The 16,104-nt window shown below is 67.3% G+C and carries 11 protein-coding genes; 4 read left to right on the top strand and 7 right to left on the bottom strand.

Annotation, left to right across the window (positions count from 1 at the left end):
* Nucleotides 1–135 precede the first annotated feature (135 nt).
* The 3 genes from CYFUS_RS37690 to CYFUS_RS37680 are packed head-to-tail and all read right to left on the bottom strand — an operon-like array spanning nt 136 to nt 5,447.
* Nucleotides 136–4,029 (bottom strand): GH92 family glycosyl hydrolase, encoded by a 3,894-nt coding sequence (locus tag CYFUS_RS37690; protein WP_095989600.1) that lies wholly within the window; start codon nt 4,027–4,029, stop codon nt 136–138.
* A 58-nt stretch (nt 4,030–4,087) separates the two neighbouring features.
* Nucleotides 4,088–4,597: a hotdog fold domain-containing protein gene (locus tag CYFUS_RS37685; RefSeq protein WP_157758881.1), complete on the bottom strand. Its 510-nt coding sequence runs from the start codon at nt 4,595–4,597 to the stop codon at nt 4,088–4,090.
* Nucleotides 4,598–4,652: 55 nt separating this feature from the next.
* On the bottom strand, nt 4,653–5,447 hold the full coding sequence (locus tag CYFUS_RS37680) for an SDR family NAD(P)-dependent oxidoreductase (RefSeq protein ID WP_095989598.1): 795 nt from the start codon (nt 5,445–5,447) through the stop codon (nt 4,653–4,655).
* A gap of 110 nt (nt 5,448–5,557) precedes the next feature.
* Here CYFUS_RS37680 and CYFUS_RS37675 point away from each other — a divergent pair, with 110 nt between their 5' ends.
* Both CYFUS_RS37675 and CYFUS_RS37670 read left to right on the top strand, forming a co-directional pair.
* The gene (locus CYFUS_RS37675; protein WP_095989597.1) at nt 5,558–6,400 is read left to right on the top strand and encodes a sterol desaturase family protein; all 843 of its coding nucleotides are present in this window, start codon (nt 5,558–5,560) and stop codon (nt 6,398–6,400) included.
* A 136-nt stretch (nt 6,401–6,536) separates the two neighbouring features.
* Complete coding sequence (locus CYFUS_RS37670) at nt 6,537–6,983, top strand: hypothetical protein (protein ID WP_095989596.1); 447 nt, start codon at nt 6,537–6,539, stop codon at nt 6,981–6,983.
* Nucleotides 6,984–6,998: 15 nt separating this feature from the next.
* Here the strand turns inward: CYFUS_RS37670 and CYFUS_RS37665 are convergent, their stop codons facing one another.
* The gene (locus CYFUS_RS37665) at nt 6,999–7,643 is read right to left on the bottom strand and encodes an HAD family hydrolase (RefSeq protein WP_095989595.1); all 645 of its coding nucleotides are present in this window, start codon (nt 7,641–7,643) and stop codon (nt 6,999–7,001) included.
* Nucleotides 7,644–7,843: 200 nt separating this feature from the next.
* Here CYFUS_RS37665 and CYFUS_RS37660 point away from each other — a divergent pair, with 200 nt between their 5' ends.
* The gene (locus tag CYFUS_RS37660) at nt 7,844–9,772 is read left to right on the top strand and encodes a YgiQ family radical SAM protein (protein WP_095989594.1); all 1,929 of its coding nucleotides are present in this window, start codon (nt 7,844–7,846) and stop codon (nt 9,770–9,772) included.
* Nucleotides 9,773–9,914: 142 nt separating this feature from the next.
* Here the strand turns inward: CYFUS_RS37660 and CYFUS_RS37655 are convergent, their stop codons facing one another.
* The 3 genes from CYFUS_RS37655 to CYFUS_RS37645 form a co-directional block, all read right to left on the bottom strand.
* Nucleotides 9,915–12,221 carry a S8 family serine peptidase gene (locus tag CYFUS_RS37655; protein ID WP_095989593.1) on the bottom strand — a complete coding sequence of 769 codons (2,307 nt, stop codon included), beginning with the start codon at nt 12,219–12,221 and terminating at the stop codon, nt 9,915–9,917.
* 432 nt (nt 12,222–12,653) lie between these two features.
* Nucleotides 12,654–13,640, bottom strand: a complete 987-nt coding sequence (locus CYFUS_RS37650) for a terpene synthase family protein (protein ID WP_095989592.1) — start codon at nt 13,638–13,640, stop codon at nt 12,654–12,656.
* A gap of 16 nt (nt 13,641–13,656) precedes the next feature.
* Entirely contained in the window at nt 13,657–14,991 is a 1,335-nt protein-coding gene (locus tag CYFUS_RS37645; RefSeq protein ID WP_157758880.1) for a cytochrome P450, read from the bottom strand.
* A 214-nt stretch (nt 14,992–15,205) separates the two neighbouring features.
* On the opposite strand from CYFUS_RS37645, the gene CYFUS_RS37640 reads away from it, so the two are divergent.
* The gene (locus tag CYFUS_RS37640) at nt 15,206–16,081 is read left to right on the top strand and encodes an alpha/beta fold hydrolase (protein WP_095989590.1); all 876 of its coding nucleotides are present in this window, start codon (nt 15,206–15,208) and stop codon (nt 16,079–16,081) included.
* Nucleotides 16,082–16,104: the final 23 nt, after the last annotated feature.

The following is a 16,104-nucleotide window of genomic DNA, read 5'->3' as shown; positions in this document are numbered from 1 at the left end:
CTGGGGGCCCGTGGATAGAGGTTCCACCCCTGTGTCGCACGCCAGGAGGGCCTCCGCGCCTCGAATGTCGAGCATGAGATGTGGAGGCGGACCGAGCGGGCGAGGCCAACTGAACCCGGTGCCGAAGGCGGCCCCTTACTGTCTGGCGAGCAGCTCGACCTCGGCGAGCGACAGGCCCGCCGCGCCGGTCAGCGTGAGGCGGTAGTACGTGTAGTTGCCCGGGGTGGCGACCCGGAAGGCGCGCGTCTGCGTGCGCCAGCGGAACGTCTGGGCGCTGCGCCGGTCGAGGATCGTGAAGTTCGCCCCGTCGTTCGAGCCGCTCAGCGTCCAGCCAGTCGGGTCGACCGTGCCGGTGCCCGACGTCAGCGTGTAGAAGGTGACCTGCCGCGCGCCCGAGGAGAGCTGGTACTGCAACACGGGGTTCGCCGCGGTGAAGCTCACGCTCGTGGCCGAGGTGTCATCGAAGAGCCTGCCGACATTCGTGCCGTCGCTCGACGTGGCCGCGCCGCCCGTCGCGGTGTCGCGCAGCGGGCTCGGGGCGCTGCCGTTGGTGGTGAGCGAGGGCGGCGCATCCTCGGCACCGGTGCCCCACGAGGAAGGGGCGGGGCCCATGTCGAAGTCGAGCGTGGCACCGGCGGTGAGCAGCTCATGCGGCAGATAGGTCTTCGTATACGCCTGCCCGTTGACCTTCAGCGCCTGCACGTAGACGTTCCTCGGGCTGTTTTTCGGCGCGTTGATGGTGATGTCGTGGCCGTTCTCGAGGTGGATGACGGCCTTGGTGTAGAGCGGTGAGCCGATGACGTAGTTCGTGCTTCCCACCGCCAGCGGGTAGAAGCCGAGCGCGCTGAAGATGTGCCACGCCGACATCGCGCCATTGTCTTCATCGCCGACGTAGCCCTGGCCGATGTTGCTCCCGACGAAGAGGCGAGCGAGCGCGTCGCGGACCTTTTCCTGCGTCTTCGCCGGCTGACCGGCGTGGGTGTACATGTACGGGATGTGGTACGCGGGCTGGTTGTTCAGGCCGAGCTGTCCCATGCGCACGTCGCGCGCCTCGACCATCTCGTGGACGATCGCGGCGTAGGTGCCTTGAAAGCTCGCGGTCTCCGGCGTGGCGAAGAACTGGTCGAGCTTCGCGGCGAGCCCGGCCTTGCCGCCGTACAGGGCCGCGAGGCCGAGGCCGTCGTACGGCGCGTCGAAGGCCATGTTCCATCCATTGGTCTCGCTGTAGTCGTAGCCCCAGGCGCGCGGCTCGTAGTCGCTCTTGGACCTCACGAACGCGCCGCTCGCCGTCCTGCCCTGGAAGAACTGGATCGACGGGTCGAACAGGTTCACGTACCGCCGCGCGCGATCGAGGAAGTACTCCGCGCTCTCGACGAACTCCTGGTGGCGAGGGTGGTTCGTGTCCGTGGCGAGCGCGCTCGCCATGTTCGCGATACCGAAGTCGTTCAGATGGTTGGCCATCGCCCACGACAGGCCCGAGCCAGTCGAGTTCGGGGTGTAGCCGAGGAAGATCGACGACTCGAGTCCCTTGCGCCCGACGCCGCTGCTGGCCGGCAGGACCGTGGCGTTGCGCAGGGCCGCGTCGTAGATCGCCTCCACGTCGAAGTTGCGGACGCCCTTCACGTAGGCGTCGGCGAAGGCGACATCCGAGTGCGTGCCGGTCATGAGATCGGTGTAGCCGGGCGAGGACCAGCGCGCGATCCAGCCGCCTTCCTTGTAGTGCTGCGCGAAGCCGTCGATCAGCTCGCCCGCGGTGCCTGGCGTGAACAGCGCGTAGGCCGGCCAGGCCGTCCGGTAGGTGTTCCAGAAGCCGTTGTTCACGTAGATCTTGCCGCTCTCGATTTTCGCGCCGGTCTGCGTGGGCGTGTTGGTGCCGCTCGGCGTCGCCACCGGGCTGGCGTGCGAGTAGACGGGCTCGGTCGCCGTGCCGGTGTTCTCGAAGCCCGAGTTCGGGTAGAGGAACAGCCGGTACAGGTTGGAATAGAGCGTGGTGAGCTGGTCCTCATTGGCGCCCTGGACCTCGATGATGCCGAGCTTCTGGTCCCAGAGCTTCTGGGCACGTGCCTTCACGTCCTCGAAGCGATCGCCCTCCGCGATCTCGAGCGCGAGGTTCTTCCTGGCCTGCTCGACGCTGATGAGCGAGGTGGCGATGCGCATGGTCACGGTGCGGTCGTCCGCCGGGACGGTGAAGCGGAAGTAGCCGGTCACGCTCGTGCCGCCGCCGCCGGAGAGCATGCTGCTCGTGGTCACCGGCCGGTCGAACGTGGCGTAGACGAACATCCGCGTGGCGCCCACTGACAGGTTGCTGCGCGCGTCGGAGTAGCCCGTGATCGTGCGTGTCGAGGGGTTGAGGGTGAGCCCGCCGTCGTTGTTGACGTTGTCGAAGAGGAGGTTCGCGTCGCCGCCGGGGAACGTGAAGCGGAAGAGCGCGGCGTGGTCGGTGGGGGTGAACTCGGCCTGGACGCCATTGTCGAACTTCACTCCGTAATAGTAGGGCCGAGCGATCTCGTTCTCGTGCTGGAAGGTGAGGGCACGGCTGGTGCGGTTGGCGCTCGGTGTGCCACTGGCCGCCGAGGGCATGACCTGGAAGCTCTGCCGATCACCCAGCCACAGGCTCGGCTGGTGGCTCACGGCGAGTGCCTGGAGCGCCGAGCGATTGTCCACGTTGTTGCGGCGGTGGTACTCGTAGAGAAAGTTCGGCGAACTCGCGTCGGTCACCGGGGTCCAGAAGTTGAAACCGTGCGGGATGGCCGTCGCGGGGAAGTTGCTGCCGCGCGAGTAGCTGGCGTTCGAGTGGGTGCCACGCAGGGTGGTCACGTAGTCCGACAGATGCGTGGGCGTCACGTGCACGGGCGAGGCCGTGATCCGCACGTCGTCGATCCATCCGCCGAAGCTCGAAACCGGGCCGTTGGGTTGGTCGTAGCCGATGAGGATGCGCTTGATCGTCTTGCCGGCGGCGACGTCACCGATGCGTGAGACCTTGTGGTTCCACTGATTGGGGTAGAGCGTGCGCGAAGCGCCCTGGCCCGTGGGGCTCAGCACCGCGTGGTTCTGGTCCACGGCGTTCAGCTCGCTCAGGTAGGTGCCGTCGTCGAAGGCGAGATCGAGCGCCGCGTAGGTGCTCGGGAAGTTCGGGTTGTTCGTCGCCGGGTCGACGAAGAGCAGATACGACAGCTCCGTCGTCGGCGTGACCCGTATGTTGACGTCGAAGAGCTTGTTGTAGGCGTAGCCGCGGCCGCTCGCGGTGACCGCGCCCGCGAAGCGCAGCGCGTGCGTGCCGGTGAACCCGGTGCCGATCTTGGAGTTCCACGAAGAGCCAGGGCCGTTGCCGACCGCGCTCTTCATGTCGGTCACTGGCGGCGGCGCGTCATCGCCATCGGAGAGCTGGAACTCGGCGAGCTGCAGGGTGGTGCCGCTGCGGTTGGCGGTGATGTTGAGCCGGTAATAGGGATAGGGGGTGGTGTTGGTGAACTCGTAGGTGCGGGTCTCGAGGCGGGTGGTGAACGACTCGTTGCTGCGCTGGTCGAGCGCGGTCCAGCTCGTTCCGTCCTGCGAGCCCTCGAGCGTCCAGGTGGCGGGGTCTCGCTCGGGTGAGTCGTTGGCGGAGGAGAGGGCGTAGCGCTTCACGGCGAGGGGCCGCGCGAGCTCGCACTGCACCCAGCCCGTGTTCTGGTACGCCAGCCACTTGGAGGTCAGCTCCCCGTCGGTGAGGCGGGCCACGCTCTCCTCGGGAGGGTTCTCGCTGCTGGCGGTCACCGAGCGCACCTGCGCCATGATGTTGCCGCGAATCCGCGTGTCCGGCTCCCCGGTGATCCCGGAGGACTTCTTCTGCCCCTTCGCGTCGAGTTCGACCGTGGAGCTCCAGGCGGGCTGTGGGTCCGCGTCCTCGAACGACGAGTAGAAATCCTGGGGGGTGCCAGGGTTGCCCGCGTCGATGTCATGCCCGGCATCGGGTCCGGTTTGGGAAGGGGAGCCGCAACCAATGGTCGCGACGACCGCGAGGGTGAGCAGGAGAGTGCGAACGATCATGCGTGAACCCTTGGAGGCATGAGGTGCCGTTCATCCTAGACGAACGCCGGCCACCGGGTCAGTGCATGGCGGGGCCGATGAGCCAGCGGGCGCGGGCTCGGGCCACGACCTCGCCCGCCGCGTCGGTGAGGTCCGCCTGGACGTCGTACTCCTTGCGCTCGCCGGGAGTGGTCGCGGGCGCGTGGCACTCCGCGGAGATGGGGCCGCGCGCCTTCTTCAGGTAGTCCATCTCCAGGTGGGTGATGATGCCGCGCATGCCCCCGGTCAGCGAGGACAGCACCGCCAGTCCGGTGGCCACCTCGCCCAGGTTCATCAGCGCGATGGCGTGCACCGAGCGCAGGTGGTTGCGCACCGCGCGCCGATCCCTCATGCGCACCCGGACGTAGCCGGGTTCGAGGGAGAGCACCTCCGGGCGGATGGAGCCCGTGTACGGTGCCATGTTGCCGATGAGCTGCCCCATCAGGACACCGCCTCCCGGTGCGTGGCGAAGCACGTTCCACAGGAGGCGCAGGTTTTCGGAGGAGGCGAGCTGGCTCAGGGACTGGGTCAGGCTGGAGAGGGTGGGCATGGCCCCTGGGACATAACATCCCCGGGGCCCGGAGGGGCTGCCTCCCCGCCGTGCTTCAGCCGATGTTGTTGACGAGGCCGCCATCCACGCGCAGCGCGGCGCCGGTGGTGGCCGAGGCCCGCGTGCTGCACAGGTAGACGGCCAGGTGGGCCACCTCCTCGGGCGAGGCGAAGCGGCGCAAGAGCGAGCCGGGACGCGCGGTGCGGAAGAAGTCCGCCTCGGTCTGCTCGACCGTCTGGCCCTTGGACTTCGCCAGATCCTGCAGGAAGTCCTGCACGCCCTCGGTCTTCGTGGGGCCGGGCAGCACGGCGTTCACCGTCACGCCCGACTCCGCCAGCTCCATGGCGAGCCCGCGCGAGATGCTCAACTGGGCCGTCTTCGTCATGCCGTAGTGGATCATCTCCGTGGGGATGTTGAGGGCGGACTCACTGGAGATGAAGAGGACGCGGCCCCAGCCGCGCTCGCGCATGCCGGGCGCGTAGTGGCGCGAGAAGCGCACGCCGCTGAGCACGTTGGCCTCGAAGAAGCGCGTCCAGTCGGCGTCCGGAATCTCGAAGAAGGGCTTGGGCTCGAAGATGCCCAGGTTGTTCACGAGGATGTCCACCGCGGGCACGCGGGCGAACACCGCCTGGGCGCCCTCGGCGGTGGTCGCATCCGCCGCCACGCCCTCCACCTGGGCGCCGGGCACTTCCTGGCGGATGCGCGCGATCGCCTTGTCGACCGACTCGCTCTTGCGGCCGTTGATGAAGACGTGGGCGCCCTCGGCGGCCAGTCCCTTGGCGATGGCGAAGCCAATGCCGAAGGTGGAGCCGGTGACGAGTGCTCGACGATTGCGGAGTTCGAGATCCATGCTGGAATTTCCGTGGAAGGGGGTGGGGTTGATGCCGGGAGACAACGGGGGGCCCGGGATACTTTGTTGGGGGACGCGGCGCTAGGCTGTTGTTCCTCCGGAGACCATTGATGCCCATGCTTCCCCCGCGTTCCCCGATTGACGTCGCGTTGGGCGTGTTCTTCCTCAACCTGCTGCGCTACGTGGTGTTCGCCCTTCCGGCGTTCGTGTTCTTCCACCGCCGCACGCCGCGGCGGTTCTCGTCCCGGCGGTTGGGACCCGGGCCGGTGAGCGAGAAGCAGGCGCGCCGGGAGATCCTCTATTCAATGGGTTCCCTGGTCATCTTCGGGCTGGTGGGCGTGTGGATGTACGCGCTCGCCGAGGCCGGGCTGTCGCGCTTCTACACCGACGACCGCCATGGGCCGGTGTGGTTCGTCCTGTCCATTCCGGTGATGCTCCTGGTGCACGACACGTACTTCTACTGGACGCACCGCTTCATGCACTGGAAGCCCATCTTCGAGCACGTCCACAAGGTGCACCACCTGTCGCACGATCCATCGCCGCTCGCCGCCTACGCCTTCCACCCCCTGGAGGCCGTCATCGAGGCGGGCATCGGACCGCTCATCCTGCTGACCCTGCCGGTCCATCGCAGCGCGTTCCTCATCTTCCTGACCCTCCAGCTCTTCATCAACGTCATCGGGCACCTGGGCGTCGAGCTGTATCCGCGGGGCTTCCTGCGCTCGCCCGTGGGCCGGTGGTTCACCACGACCACCCACCACCACCAGCACCACCAGCGGATGAAGTGGAACTTCGGCCTCTACTTCAACGTGTGGGATCGGCTGCTGGGCACCAATCACCCCCAGTACGAGTCCACCTTCGAAGCACTCACCACCCCCGTGCCCGAGTCTCCCGCCGAGGAGGCGGCCGAATCCGAGCCGGCCCTGACCGGGGAATTCTCCTCGCGCCCGAGCTGAAGGCCCCTCCTCCCGCTCGCCCTCCGTGCATCCGGTACATGGGACGAGGGCGGGCAGGTGCAGGGTCGCGTCACCGTGCTGAACATGTTTTCAGATGCAACCGGCCCGACCGGTTTCATGGAAAGGGACTTCAGCCATGACGGACACACGAGGTGAGCGCGCGGGAGCGGGTGGGCAGGAGGCCCTGCGCGAGAACGGGATGATGCGGCACCTGCTGGACTCGCTCGAGGCGGGCAAGGACATCGGCCATTTCGGCCGGCTCGTCTTCGCCATGGTGGCACGCTACTTCCTGGACGAGGCGGAGCTGAAGTGGCTGCTCCTCCAGGATCCCGCGTGCGACGAGGCACAGGCGCTCTCGCTCATCGAGCAGGTGAAGGCGCACGACTACAGCCCGCCCCGGAGGGAGAAGGTGCTGCAGTTCCAGCAGCAGCAGGACTTCCCCATCATCCCCAATCCGGAGGACCCGGACGAGGGCAACGTCTACAAGGACCTGCGCTTCCCGGAGCACGTCTACGCGCACATCTCCGAGTACCGGGAGCAGAAGGCGCACGTCCACGAGGCGGAGGCGGCGCACTCCGCGTGACGTACGCGGGGCGCGTCAGGCGCGCGCGGGCAGGTGCTCGAGCAGCCGCGAGAGATCGGCCTGGATCTCGTCCGGCTTCGCGGTGGCGAGCTCATCCGCGCCGTGGTTGCCCCAGGTGACGGCGTAGGTGCGCAGGCCCGCGGCGCGACCGGCGAGGATGTCGTGGGTGGTGTCGCCCACCATCCACAGGCCCTCGGAGCCGAGCGCGGCCAGGGCCCGCTGGATGACGTCCGGCGCGGGCTTGTGGGGAAAGCCGTCGGTGCCCTGGATGTGGTCCACGGCGGACGTCAACCCGAGTGCCTCGACGAAGCGCCGGGCCATGTCGGTGCGCTTGGTGGTGGCGATGGCGAGCGTGTAGCCGCGCTCGCGCAGGGTGCGCAGCAGCTCCACGGCGCCGGGGAAGGGGCGCGAGCGCGTGACGAAGTTGCGGGGGTAGTGCTCGCGGTAGAGGGCGCACAGGGTGGGGATCTGGTCGGGCGCCGCGAAGTGCGCGTACATGTCCTCGAGGGGCAGGCCGATGAGGGCGCGGACCTCCGCGACCGAGGGCACGGGCAGCTTCTGGCTCTCCAGGGCGTACTGGAAGCTGGTGATGATGTCCGGCAGCGAGTCCACCAGCGTGCCGTCGAGGTCGAAGACGATGGTCTTGGGCGGGGCGGTCATGGGCTCCATCCTCGCCTGTGTCCCCCAGGTGGGCCATGACGCTCAAGCGCCTTCTCTCGTGTCCCCAGGGCCCCGGCCTGTCCGCGGGGGAGCCGAGCGAGGGGGTGGTGGCGGGGGAGGGGAGTCCGGAGGTACTTTTGGAGCCCGGGTGTTTGCTTCCCGCCCCCCTGAGCGGTTAGGGGAGGTGAGGGACTCCGCTCATGGCCACTCCGCTCCGCTACGCCCACCCCTTCCTGCCCGTCACCCGCGCCGACATGAAGGCCCGGGGTTGGGAACAGCTCGACATCATCATCGTCACGGGTGACGCGTACGTGGATCACCCCGCGTTCGGCCCGGTGCTCATCGCCCGCTTCCTCGAGGGGCGTGGCTTCAAGGTGGGGATCATCTCCCAGCCGGACTGGCACTCGGCCGAGCCCTTCAAGGAACTGGGCAAGCCCCGGCTCTTCTTCGGGGTGGCCGCGGGCAACCTGGACTCGATGCTCAACCGGCTCACCGCGCAGAAGAAGAACCGCTCCGAGGACCAGTACAGCCCCGGGGGGCGCACCAACGCCCGGCCGGACCGGGCCACCATCGTCTACGCCCAGCGCTGCCGCGAGGCCTATCCGGACGTGCCCATCGTGCTGGGGGGCATCGAGGCGTCGCTGCGCCGCATCGCGCACTACGACTACTGGAGCGACAAGGTGCGGCGCGCCATCCTCTTCGACGCCAAGGCGGACCTGCTCGTCTTCGGCATGGGCGAGCGCCCCATCTGGGAGATCGCGGACCGGCTCGACCGGGGCGAGCTCATCGAGGACCTCCGGGACGTGCGGGGCACGGCCTACCTCATCAACGACGAGGCGATGAAGGTGCACGAGGCGGACCCCGCGCGGCGCGCCGCGGACCAGAAGACGGTGGTGCTGCCCTCGTACGAGGAGGTGGTGGCCGACAAGGAGGCCTTCGCGCGCATGTCGCGCGACTTCCAGATGGAGACCAACCCCGGCAACGGGCGTCCCCTGGCGCAGCGCCACGGCAACCGCGCCGTCTACTTCAACCCGCCGGCGCTTCCCCTGGAGGACGGGGCGGGCAAGGGGGACAGCGCGTCGGTGGCCATGGACGAGCTGTATGACCTGAAGTTCAACCGCGTGCCGCACCCCATGTACCGGGAGCAGATTCCGGCCTACGAGACGGTGAAGCACTCGGTGGTGCTGATGCGTGGCTGCTTTGGCGGGTGCACCTTCTGCTCCATCACCGAGCACGAGGGCCGGGTCATCCAGAGCCGCAGCGCGGAGAGCGTGCTGCGCGAGGTGCGGGCCCTGCGGCGCATGGGGGACTTCCGCGGCACGCTCACGGATCTGGGGGGCCCCACGGCCAACATGTACAAGCTCAAGTGCAAGAGCGAGGACATCGAGAAGCGTTGCCGCAAGCTGTCGTGCGTGCACCCGGGCGTGTGCGAGAACCTGGACACGGACCACGGGCCGCTCATCGACCTGATGAAGCAGGTGCGCCAGGAGGAGGGCATCAAGCACGTCTTCATCGCGAGCGGCGTGCGCTACGACCTGGCCGAGCGCTCGCCGGAGTACGTGAAGGAACTGGCCGCGCACCACGTGGGCGGCCAGCTCTCGGTGGCGCCCGAGCACGTGTCGAAGCGGGTGCTGGAGAAGATGAAGAAGCCGGGCATCGAGAGCTTCGAGCGCTTCCAGACGATGTTCGCCTGCGCGAGCGAGGAGGCGGGCAAGGAGCAGTACGACATTCCCTACTTCATCAGCGGGCACCCGGGCTCGGAGCTGAAGGACATGGTGGAGCTGGCGCTGTGGCTCAAGCAGAACGGCAAGCGGCCGCGCCAGGTGCAGGACTTCATTCCCACGCCCATGTCGGTGGCCACGGCCATGTACTACTCGGGGTTGGATCCGCTGAAGATGGAGCCGGTGTACACGGCGCGGGGCCTGCGCGAGAAGAAGCTGCAGAAGGCGCTGCTGCTCTACTGGAATCCGGAGCAGTGGCCGCTGGCGCGCGAGGCGCTCATCCAGGCGGGCCGGGAGGACCTCATCGGCCGGGGACCCCACGCGCTGGTGCCGCCGGAGACGGGCGCCGAGGCCTCGCGCCGCAAGCAGGCCGAGGCGCGCGAGCGGCAGGAGCGGCGCGCCCGGTAATCGCCCTGTGGGCCCTGTTCACCTGGGTGGGGTGAAGGCTCCCCGGTGACGACGTTGTTCATCGGGGCTCCGGTGTCGGCACCACCGGAGCCCGCATGGGCGGTGAGTGTGGCGCGGGGCTACTCAGCCGTTGCTGTCGACATCACCCACCACTGATGACGCCACCGCTGACCACCAGGCCGTAGTCCGCGTCCAGCGCGGTCGTCTCCACGTGGGAGTCCTGGACGATCTCGTCGCCCAGCACCTCCACCGTCCATTTGCCGGCCACGGGGTTCTGGATGAACACGTTCTCCACCGTGTCGATGGTGTTGGACGTTCCCCCCGGGGTGGAGAACCTGCCCGTCGTCAGGCCGTAGTTGCCCCAGTAGACGGTGCCGTTCGGGTCCGTCACGCGGAGCGACAGGTCGTTGATGCGCGTCTGGGCCGCGCCGACGGTGCCCATCGGATCGGTGAAGACGAGCGTGACGTTCAGCTCCGTCTCACCGCTCGGGACGGTGACGTCGTACGTCTTGACACCCAGCGGTGTGAGGAGGTCCGTCTCGTCGATGACGCTCGTCTTCGGGGCGCGGTCGTAGAGGCGCCGGATGTCGGCGGTGCCCCAGCCCTGCTTGTAGCGGTCGACGTCCGCGTTGGAGCCGCCGGCCTGCCAGTTGTAGCGGTAGGCGTTGTTGATCATCAGCGCCTTGGCGGTGGCCATCTGGGGGCGGCTGTCGAACACGTCCGCCTTGCCGCCGAAGCCGCTCCAGACGCCCTCGTGCCACATCTGGAAGAGCAGACCGAAGTGGCCCGCCGTCTGCGGTGTGGCGGAGCTGGTGCCGCCGAACTGGGTGTAGTTGGCGTTGCCGCTGCCAGTCGCCGACTGGATGGAGTCGTAGAAGTAGGACAGGTCCGGCTTGATGCGGCCGTCCGCCGCGGGCCCGATGCTGCCGGTGTAGTTCCAGCGGTCATCCGCGCGGCTGGCGGTGTTCTGGTGCTGGACCGCGCCCACGGAGACGATGTTCTTCGCCCACGCCTGCGGGCGTGAGTTCCGGCTGCCCGTGTTGCTCTGCGACTGTGTGCTGAGGATGGGGTGCTTGAAGAGGTAGTCGTCCACCTCGGCGGAGATGGTGGTGTAGGCGGTGCCCTGGGCGCTGCCCACGCTGGAGGTCTGGAACACGGCGCGGTAGGGCCCGGCCGGGTTGATGAGCTCCTTGTTGATGTCGTAGCGGGACTTGGTGCCGCCGAACTGGGTGGACTCGCTGTAGCGGAAGAAGATGCCCTGGCCGCTGGGAATCATGCCGCGCGCGGCCGGGTTCGCGCCCCGGGCGAAGTTGTTGCTGTAGCAGCTGCTGCCGTGGAGCGAGCCCGTGGTGCCCGTGCTGTGGATGATGGGGGCGGTGCTCCACTCCTGATGCGTGGTGAGCAGCTCGGTGTCGAAGATTTCCCCGCGCACGCCCTGGCCCGTCCAGCCCTCGAGCCCCTCCAGGTAGTTGGCGCCGCCCACGTCGCGGACGATGTCCATGTCCACGCCACCGGGGCCACCCCACCGGTCGATGAACTGCACCGCGTTGGAGCGAGCCACCTGGCGCAGCTGGGCCGCGGTGAGCGTGGCCTCCACGCGCAGGCCTCCCTGCTCGATGAGCTCCACCGTGCCGCCGAGCTTGCGCACCAGGGCGGCCACCTCTTCCTGCCGTCCGGCGCCGCTCTCACCCAGCATGATGGAGTAGCGCTGCGGTGCCAGCGCCGGCGCCAGCCCCATCAGGGATTCCCGCAGCTCGCGCTCCAGCCGGTACTCGGGGTGGTAGGGCCCCACCCAGCGCACGTAGGGCAGCTCCGCGACGCGCTTCTGCGCGTCCGCGTCCATGTCCACCACGAAGGTGTGGTCGGTGAGGAAGCGCAACACCTTGCCGCCCTGGCGCTCGATGGCCTCGCGGAACTCCGGCAGCGGCGCCCCGAGGAACTGCACCAGGTGCAGCGTGTTGTCCGGATCCGCGGCGAGCAGACGGGTGGCCAGCGGCTGCGTGACCTGGAGCGGGTCGAACTGCGCCGCGTCCAGACGTACCAGGTAGCTGGTATCCCTGACACGGCCAACCGCCTCCGTCCCGCCGCGCGTATAGGCCGTGTAGCTCTGGCGCATCCCGTTCGTCTGCGATTCCTGCCACGTATGCAGTTGGATGGCCGTGCCGGGAACCTGGATGGAGCGCAGCGCCAGGACAGGCCGCTCGGTGCGGTGGATGACGAGCCCGGCCGGCGTCACGAGCGAGTAACCCCTGGCTCCACCCGCGGAGACCTCTCGCGAATCACTGACGAGCACCGCCGGAGGCAGCGAGACGCCGCGCGCGGAGGCAGGTGGCTGTTTCGTGTCGGACGGGCCCGCGATGGCGGACAGAGGAGCTACGAGGGCACAACCCACCACCATGGCCCTCAGCGGGCGTACTCCGCCCACCGGCCACGTAGACGACTTTCGCATGTATCGGTGCTCCTTGATGTTGAGTGCCACCGCGCGTCCGTCGACGACGCGCCGCCCCCTGCCGCACCCGTGACACCGGCAACCGCTACCGTCGAGCCAGTGCTCGCGTGCAGCCCGTCGCTTTCTTCGTGCTACCGCACACCTTGATTATCGGAAGCGTCCAGAAATCCAGAGGAAAGCCGGAAGGATCTCTAAGGCAGGCGTTGTCGGTTTGTCAACTCAAACAACCATGTTTCGTTCGTAGCGTGGTTTTCTTCCCGGCTCCGCCATGTCCTCGCAACTCCTTTCGCGGGCATGGAAGGGGAACCCGTGGTCGCCGTGACGGAGCCGTGAGACTCCGCTCCCAATGACGGATTCTTGGAAAATTCCACGGTTCGACTCATCGGGCTCTCCTCGCCGCCTCCCATGGAGGTTGTCCACTGATGAGGCGGCTCAGTGGGCCGCCTCATCCACCTGGTCGACGATGAAGCGACGGCATTTCAACGACCAGAAATAGTTGGCCTGGTACCAGACCTTCAGGCCGTGGATGTAAAGCTTCGTATCGTCATTCAGGCCGAGGGGGGCTCGCGCCAGTCCACTCGCCTCCCGCTCGAAGTCCGCGATGCGCGACTCGAGCAGGCCCACCGTCCGAAGGACCGCCTCTTGCTCCGGATGTCCGTGCCGCCGCATGAGGATGATCACGATGTTGTGGACGTCTCCTTGCTCCATTTCCTTTGGAAATGAGACGAGATCGTTGGACAGCGTGATGATCTCCGACGAGAGGTATTCGAGGCGCCCCCTCCTGGCATTCGTCCAATCCACACGGCCGTACTGGATTCCCGCCGCGGGCACGACCAGGTCGAAGCAGGGATGGGCGGCGCCCGTGTGCTGTCGCTTTGCCAGATACTCCTCGACGTCCGGGCAGTACCCGACGCGGCGGTTGTGGGTCTCCCATTCATAGGACTCGAGGTAGTCCGCGACATGCCCCGCGAAGCGCTCCCGCAGGCCAGGAGGGGCCACGGCCCGCAGTCTCGACCAGATGTCACTCAGCCCTGATTGGAGCGTTCTCCGAGGGACCTCCCGCGCCACGGTGGACGTGTCGTCGAGGATCGACAACAGGCTCTCCCGGGATTGCCGGGCCCTGTCGGTGCTGTGACCGTCGTCCCCCTCATCGAACTGGTCATCGTACTCGAACAGCCAGGCCATCCAGTCATGGGCCAGGAGCAGGTTGTCGCGAGAGGCTGTGGGATAGGCCATGGCCGCGAACAGGGGAACCTCGATCCTCCGGTGCTTCGCGAGGCGGCCCGGCTTGTCCGTCAGTCCCACGCTCTCCAGCCAGAGATCCGCTTCCCGATGGATCCCCGGGTAGTGCTTGTTGAGGGGCGGCGGAGGCCCCCAGTCGACCGTTTCCAACGTCTGGTGGATGGACTGTTGATTCACTTGGACTCTCAAGAGGTTACCTCTTCCGACGTGTGACCCGCATCCGCAACTGCTTCGGGATCAACGAGACATGTGCTGGCGCGGGCTCGATCGGCCCCTCGCGCACGCACCGCGCCTCCCAGTGCGAGGCGATCGTCGCCAGGGTCAGCATGACCTCGGTCACCCCGAGCATCTCCCCGATACAGCGGCGAACCCCCCCACCGAAGGGGACGAAGCTGTTCATCGACAGGCGGTTGGAGCGCTCGGGGAGCCACCGGTCGGGATCGAAGCGGTCCGGCTGTTCGAAGGAACTGGGGCTGCGGTGCAGCAGATAGGGGCTGTACGCGATCCCGGTTCCCCGCGGGAGCGGGTAGGCGCCGAGGACGGTGTCACGCATCGTCACCCGGGTGAAGAGCCAGCCCGGTGGATAGAGGCGCAGCGCCTCCATGACGATTCGACGTGTTTGCTTCAGCTCGGGGATGTCATCCCATTGTGCGGCCCGCCCACCGAGAACACCGTCCAACTCGGCCTGGAGCCGTTGGGTGACGTCCGGATGGTGGCTCAGCAGGTACAGACACCAGCACAGGGTCGCGGCCGACGTCTCGATTCCCGCCAGCAGCAGTGTCGTGACTTGATCGTGGACCTCCTGGGGGGACAGTCCCGCGCCATCGCCCTCGTCCTTTTCCCTCAGGAGGATGGACAGCACGTCCTCGCGTTCCACTCCGGACGCGATGTACTCCGAGATGATCCTGCTGATCTCCTGATGCAGCACCTCGAGCGCCTGCTTGTAGCGGAGGTTGCCAGGAGTGGGCAGCCGCTCGAAGAGCACACCCGGCCCCACCGTTCGCACGAAGAGGCCGTTGAGGTAGATGGACAGGGCCTCGGCGATTCTCGCGATGGAGGCGTCGGCCATTTCAGCCGAGAACATCGATCGCGCCGCGATGCGGGAGACGATGTGATAGGCGGCGGCCTTCATGTCGACCACGGCGTCATCTTCCCAGTCGCGGAGCGCCACCTCGACGACCCCGGCCATGACGGACGAGTAGTCCTTGATCGAACTTTTCTTGAAGGCGGGCTGCACCAGGCGACGCTGTCGTTTGTGCGGCTCCGACTGGCTCGTGAGCAGCCCATTGCCCGTCAGCTCGCTCAGCTTCTCGTAGAGGGAGCCTCCTTTATCGAAGGTGGCGCTGTCATGCAGGACCTGACGCGTGAGTTCGGGATCGGTGATGACCACCATGGGCATCTGCCCGATGTAGACACGGACGAGACTCCCGACCTTCTCCAACGAGAGAAGGAAATCTCGTGGTCTGGAGAGCAGGGGCCAGGAATGTCCGAGAAGTGGCCAACGAGCGGGGGCGGTCGGGACCCGCATCGGGGCCGCTCGTGACGTCTCTTCCTCTACGAGTTGCATGCCGTCCCATCTCTCATTCCTGTTCGTGGAGTGCAATGGTGAGTGCTCGCTCCCTCTTTCGGGTGAAGCCTTGCATGTGCTTTCGGGTGATTTCCTCCCATGTCCGACACGCTACTGGTGCGAGTGGACCTGGCGTCTCTGGCCTTGAACCGAGCGCACCCCCAAGGAAGACATCATGAGCACCTTCACCACCGCCGACGGATGCGAACTGGACTATCACCTCGCGGGTTCGAGTTCGAGCGAGCGTACCCTGGTATTGCTGCACGGCTGGTCACAGTCGCGCGCGATGTTCGATCGGGTCATCCCCATGCTCGCCAGTCATTACCGTGTCGTCAGCTACGACCAGCGTGGCCACGGTGAGTCCGGCCATCCTCCGCACGGCGCTCGCATCGCCCGGCTCGCGCGTGACCTCGACGAACTCCTGACGTACCTGGGGATCGAGCGGGCGGATTTCGCGGGCCACTCCATGGGGGCGTCGGTGCTGTGGAGCTACCTCGACCTGTTCGGCTCCGCGAAGGTGAGTTCGCTCATCATCATCGACCAGCCCAGTGCCTGCACGGTTCTCCCCTGGTTGAACAAGGTCGAGGCGACCGAAGTGGGGGCCATCTTGGATTTCCCCGGTGCCGAGGCCTTCTGCAAGGGCGTCCTCGGTCCCGACGCGGCGGCCGTGCGGCACGACTTCCTCGTCTCCATGCTCACCAAACAGATCTCCAGCGCGGATCTGGCGTGGCTCTACCAGGAGAACCTCAAGCTCGAGGGCGGCTTCGGCTCACGGCTGTTGCTGGACCACATCATGCAGGACTGGCGCGACGTGCTGCCACGCATCGACGTGCCGACGCTGGTGATGGCCGGCGAGGTCAGCCACGTCAACCCGGCCTCGCAGAAGTGGAGCGCCGAGCAAATCCCGGGCGCCCAGTTGCGCATCTTCACCGCCGAGGAGGGGGGCTCGCACTTCCCATTCTTCGAGCGGCCGGAGCCCTTCGCGACCGCCTTGCGCTCCTTCCTCGACGCCCAGCCGGTGCCGCGTGCCCGGGCAGGCGCCGTCGCCTGACGTATCCGCCTCGGCGCGCGCTC

It is taken from the genome of Cystobacter fuscus (assembly GCF_002305875.1).
Classification (GTDB): Bacteria; Myxococcota; Myxococcia; order Myxococcales; family Myxococcaceae; genus Cystobacter; species Cystobacter fuscus_A.
The sequence above is the reverse complement of the archived record's forward strand: the minus strand, read 5'-3'. Positions and strand labels throughout refer to the sequence as shown.

Excerpts from the sequence above, each read along its gene's own strand:
- CYFUS_RS37660 (WP_095989594.1), top strand. The coding sequence starts at position 7,844 with ATGGCCACTCCGCTCCGCTACGCCCACCCCTTCCTGCCCGTCACCCGC.
- CYFUS_RS37665 (WP_095989595.1), bottom strand. The coding sequence starts at position 7,643 with ATGACCGCCCCGCCCAAGACCATCGTCTTCGACCTCGACGGCACGCTG.
- CYFUS_RS37640 (WP_095989590.1), top strand. The coding sequence starts at position 15,206 with ATGAGCACCTTCACCACCGCCGACGGATGCGAACTGGACTATCACCTC.
- CYFUS_RS37670 (WP_095989596.1), top strand. The coding sequence starts at position 6,537 with ATGACGGACACACGAGGTGAGCGCGCGGGAGCGGGTGGGCAGGAGGCC.
- CYFUS_RS37680 (WP_095989598.1), bottom strand. The coding sequence starts at position 5,447 with ATGGATCTCGAACTCCGCAATCGTCGAGCACTCGTCACCGGCTCCACC.
- CYFUS_RS37675 (WP_095989597.1), top strand. The coding sequence starts at position 5,558 with ATGCCCATGCTTCCCCCGCGTTCCCCGATTGACGTCGCGTTGGGCGTG.
- CYFUS_RS37655 (WP_095989593.1), bottom strand. The coding sequence starts at position 12,221 with ATGCGAAAGTCGTCTACGTGGCCGGTGGGCGGAGTACGCCCGCTGAGG.
- CYFUS_RS37685 (WP_157758881.1), bottom strand. The coding sequence starts at position 4,597 with ATGCCCACCCTCTCCAGCCTGACCCAGTCCCTGAGCCAGCTCGCCTCC.
- CYFUS_RS37645 (WP_157758880.1), bottom strand. The coding sequence starts at position 14,991 with ATGCGGGTCCCGACCGCCCCCGCTCGTTGGCCACTTCTCGGACATTCC.
- CYFUS_RS37690 (WP_095989600.1), bottom strand. The coding sequence starts at position 4,029 with ATGATCGTTCGCACTCTCCTGCTCACCCTCGCGGTCGTCGCGACCATT.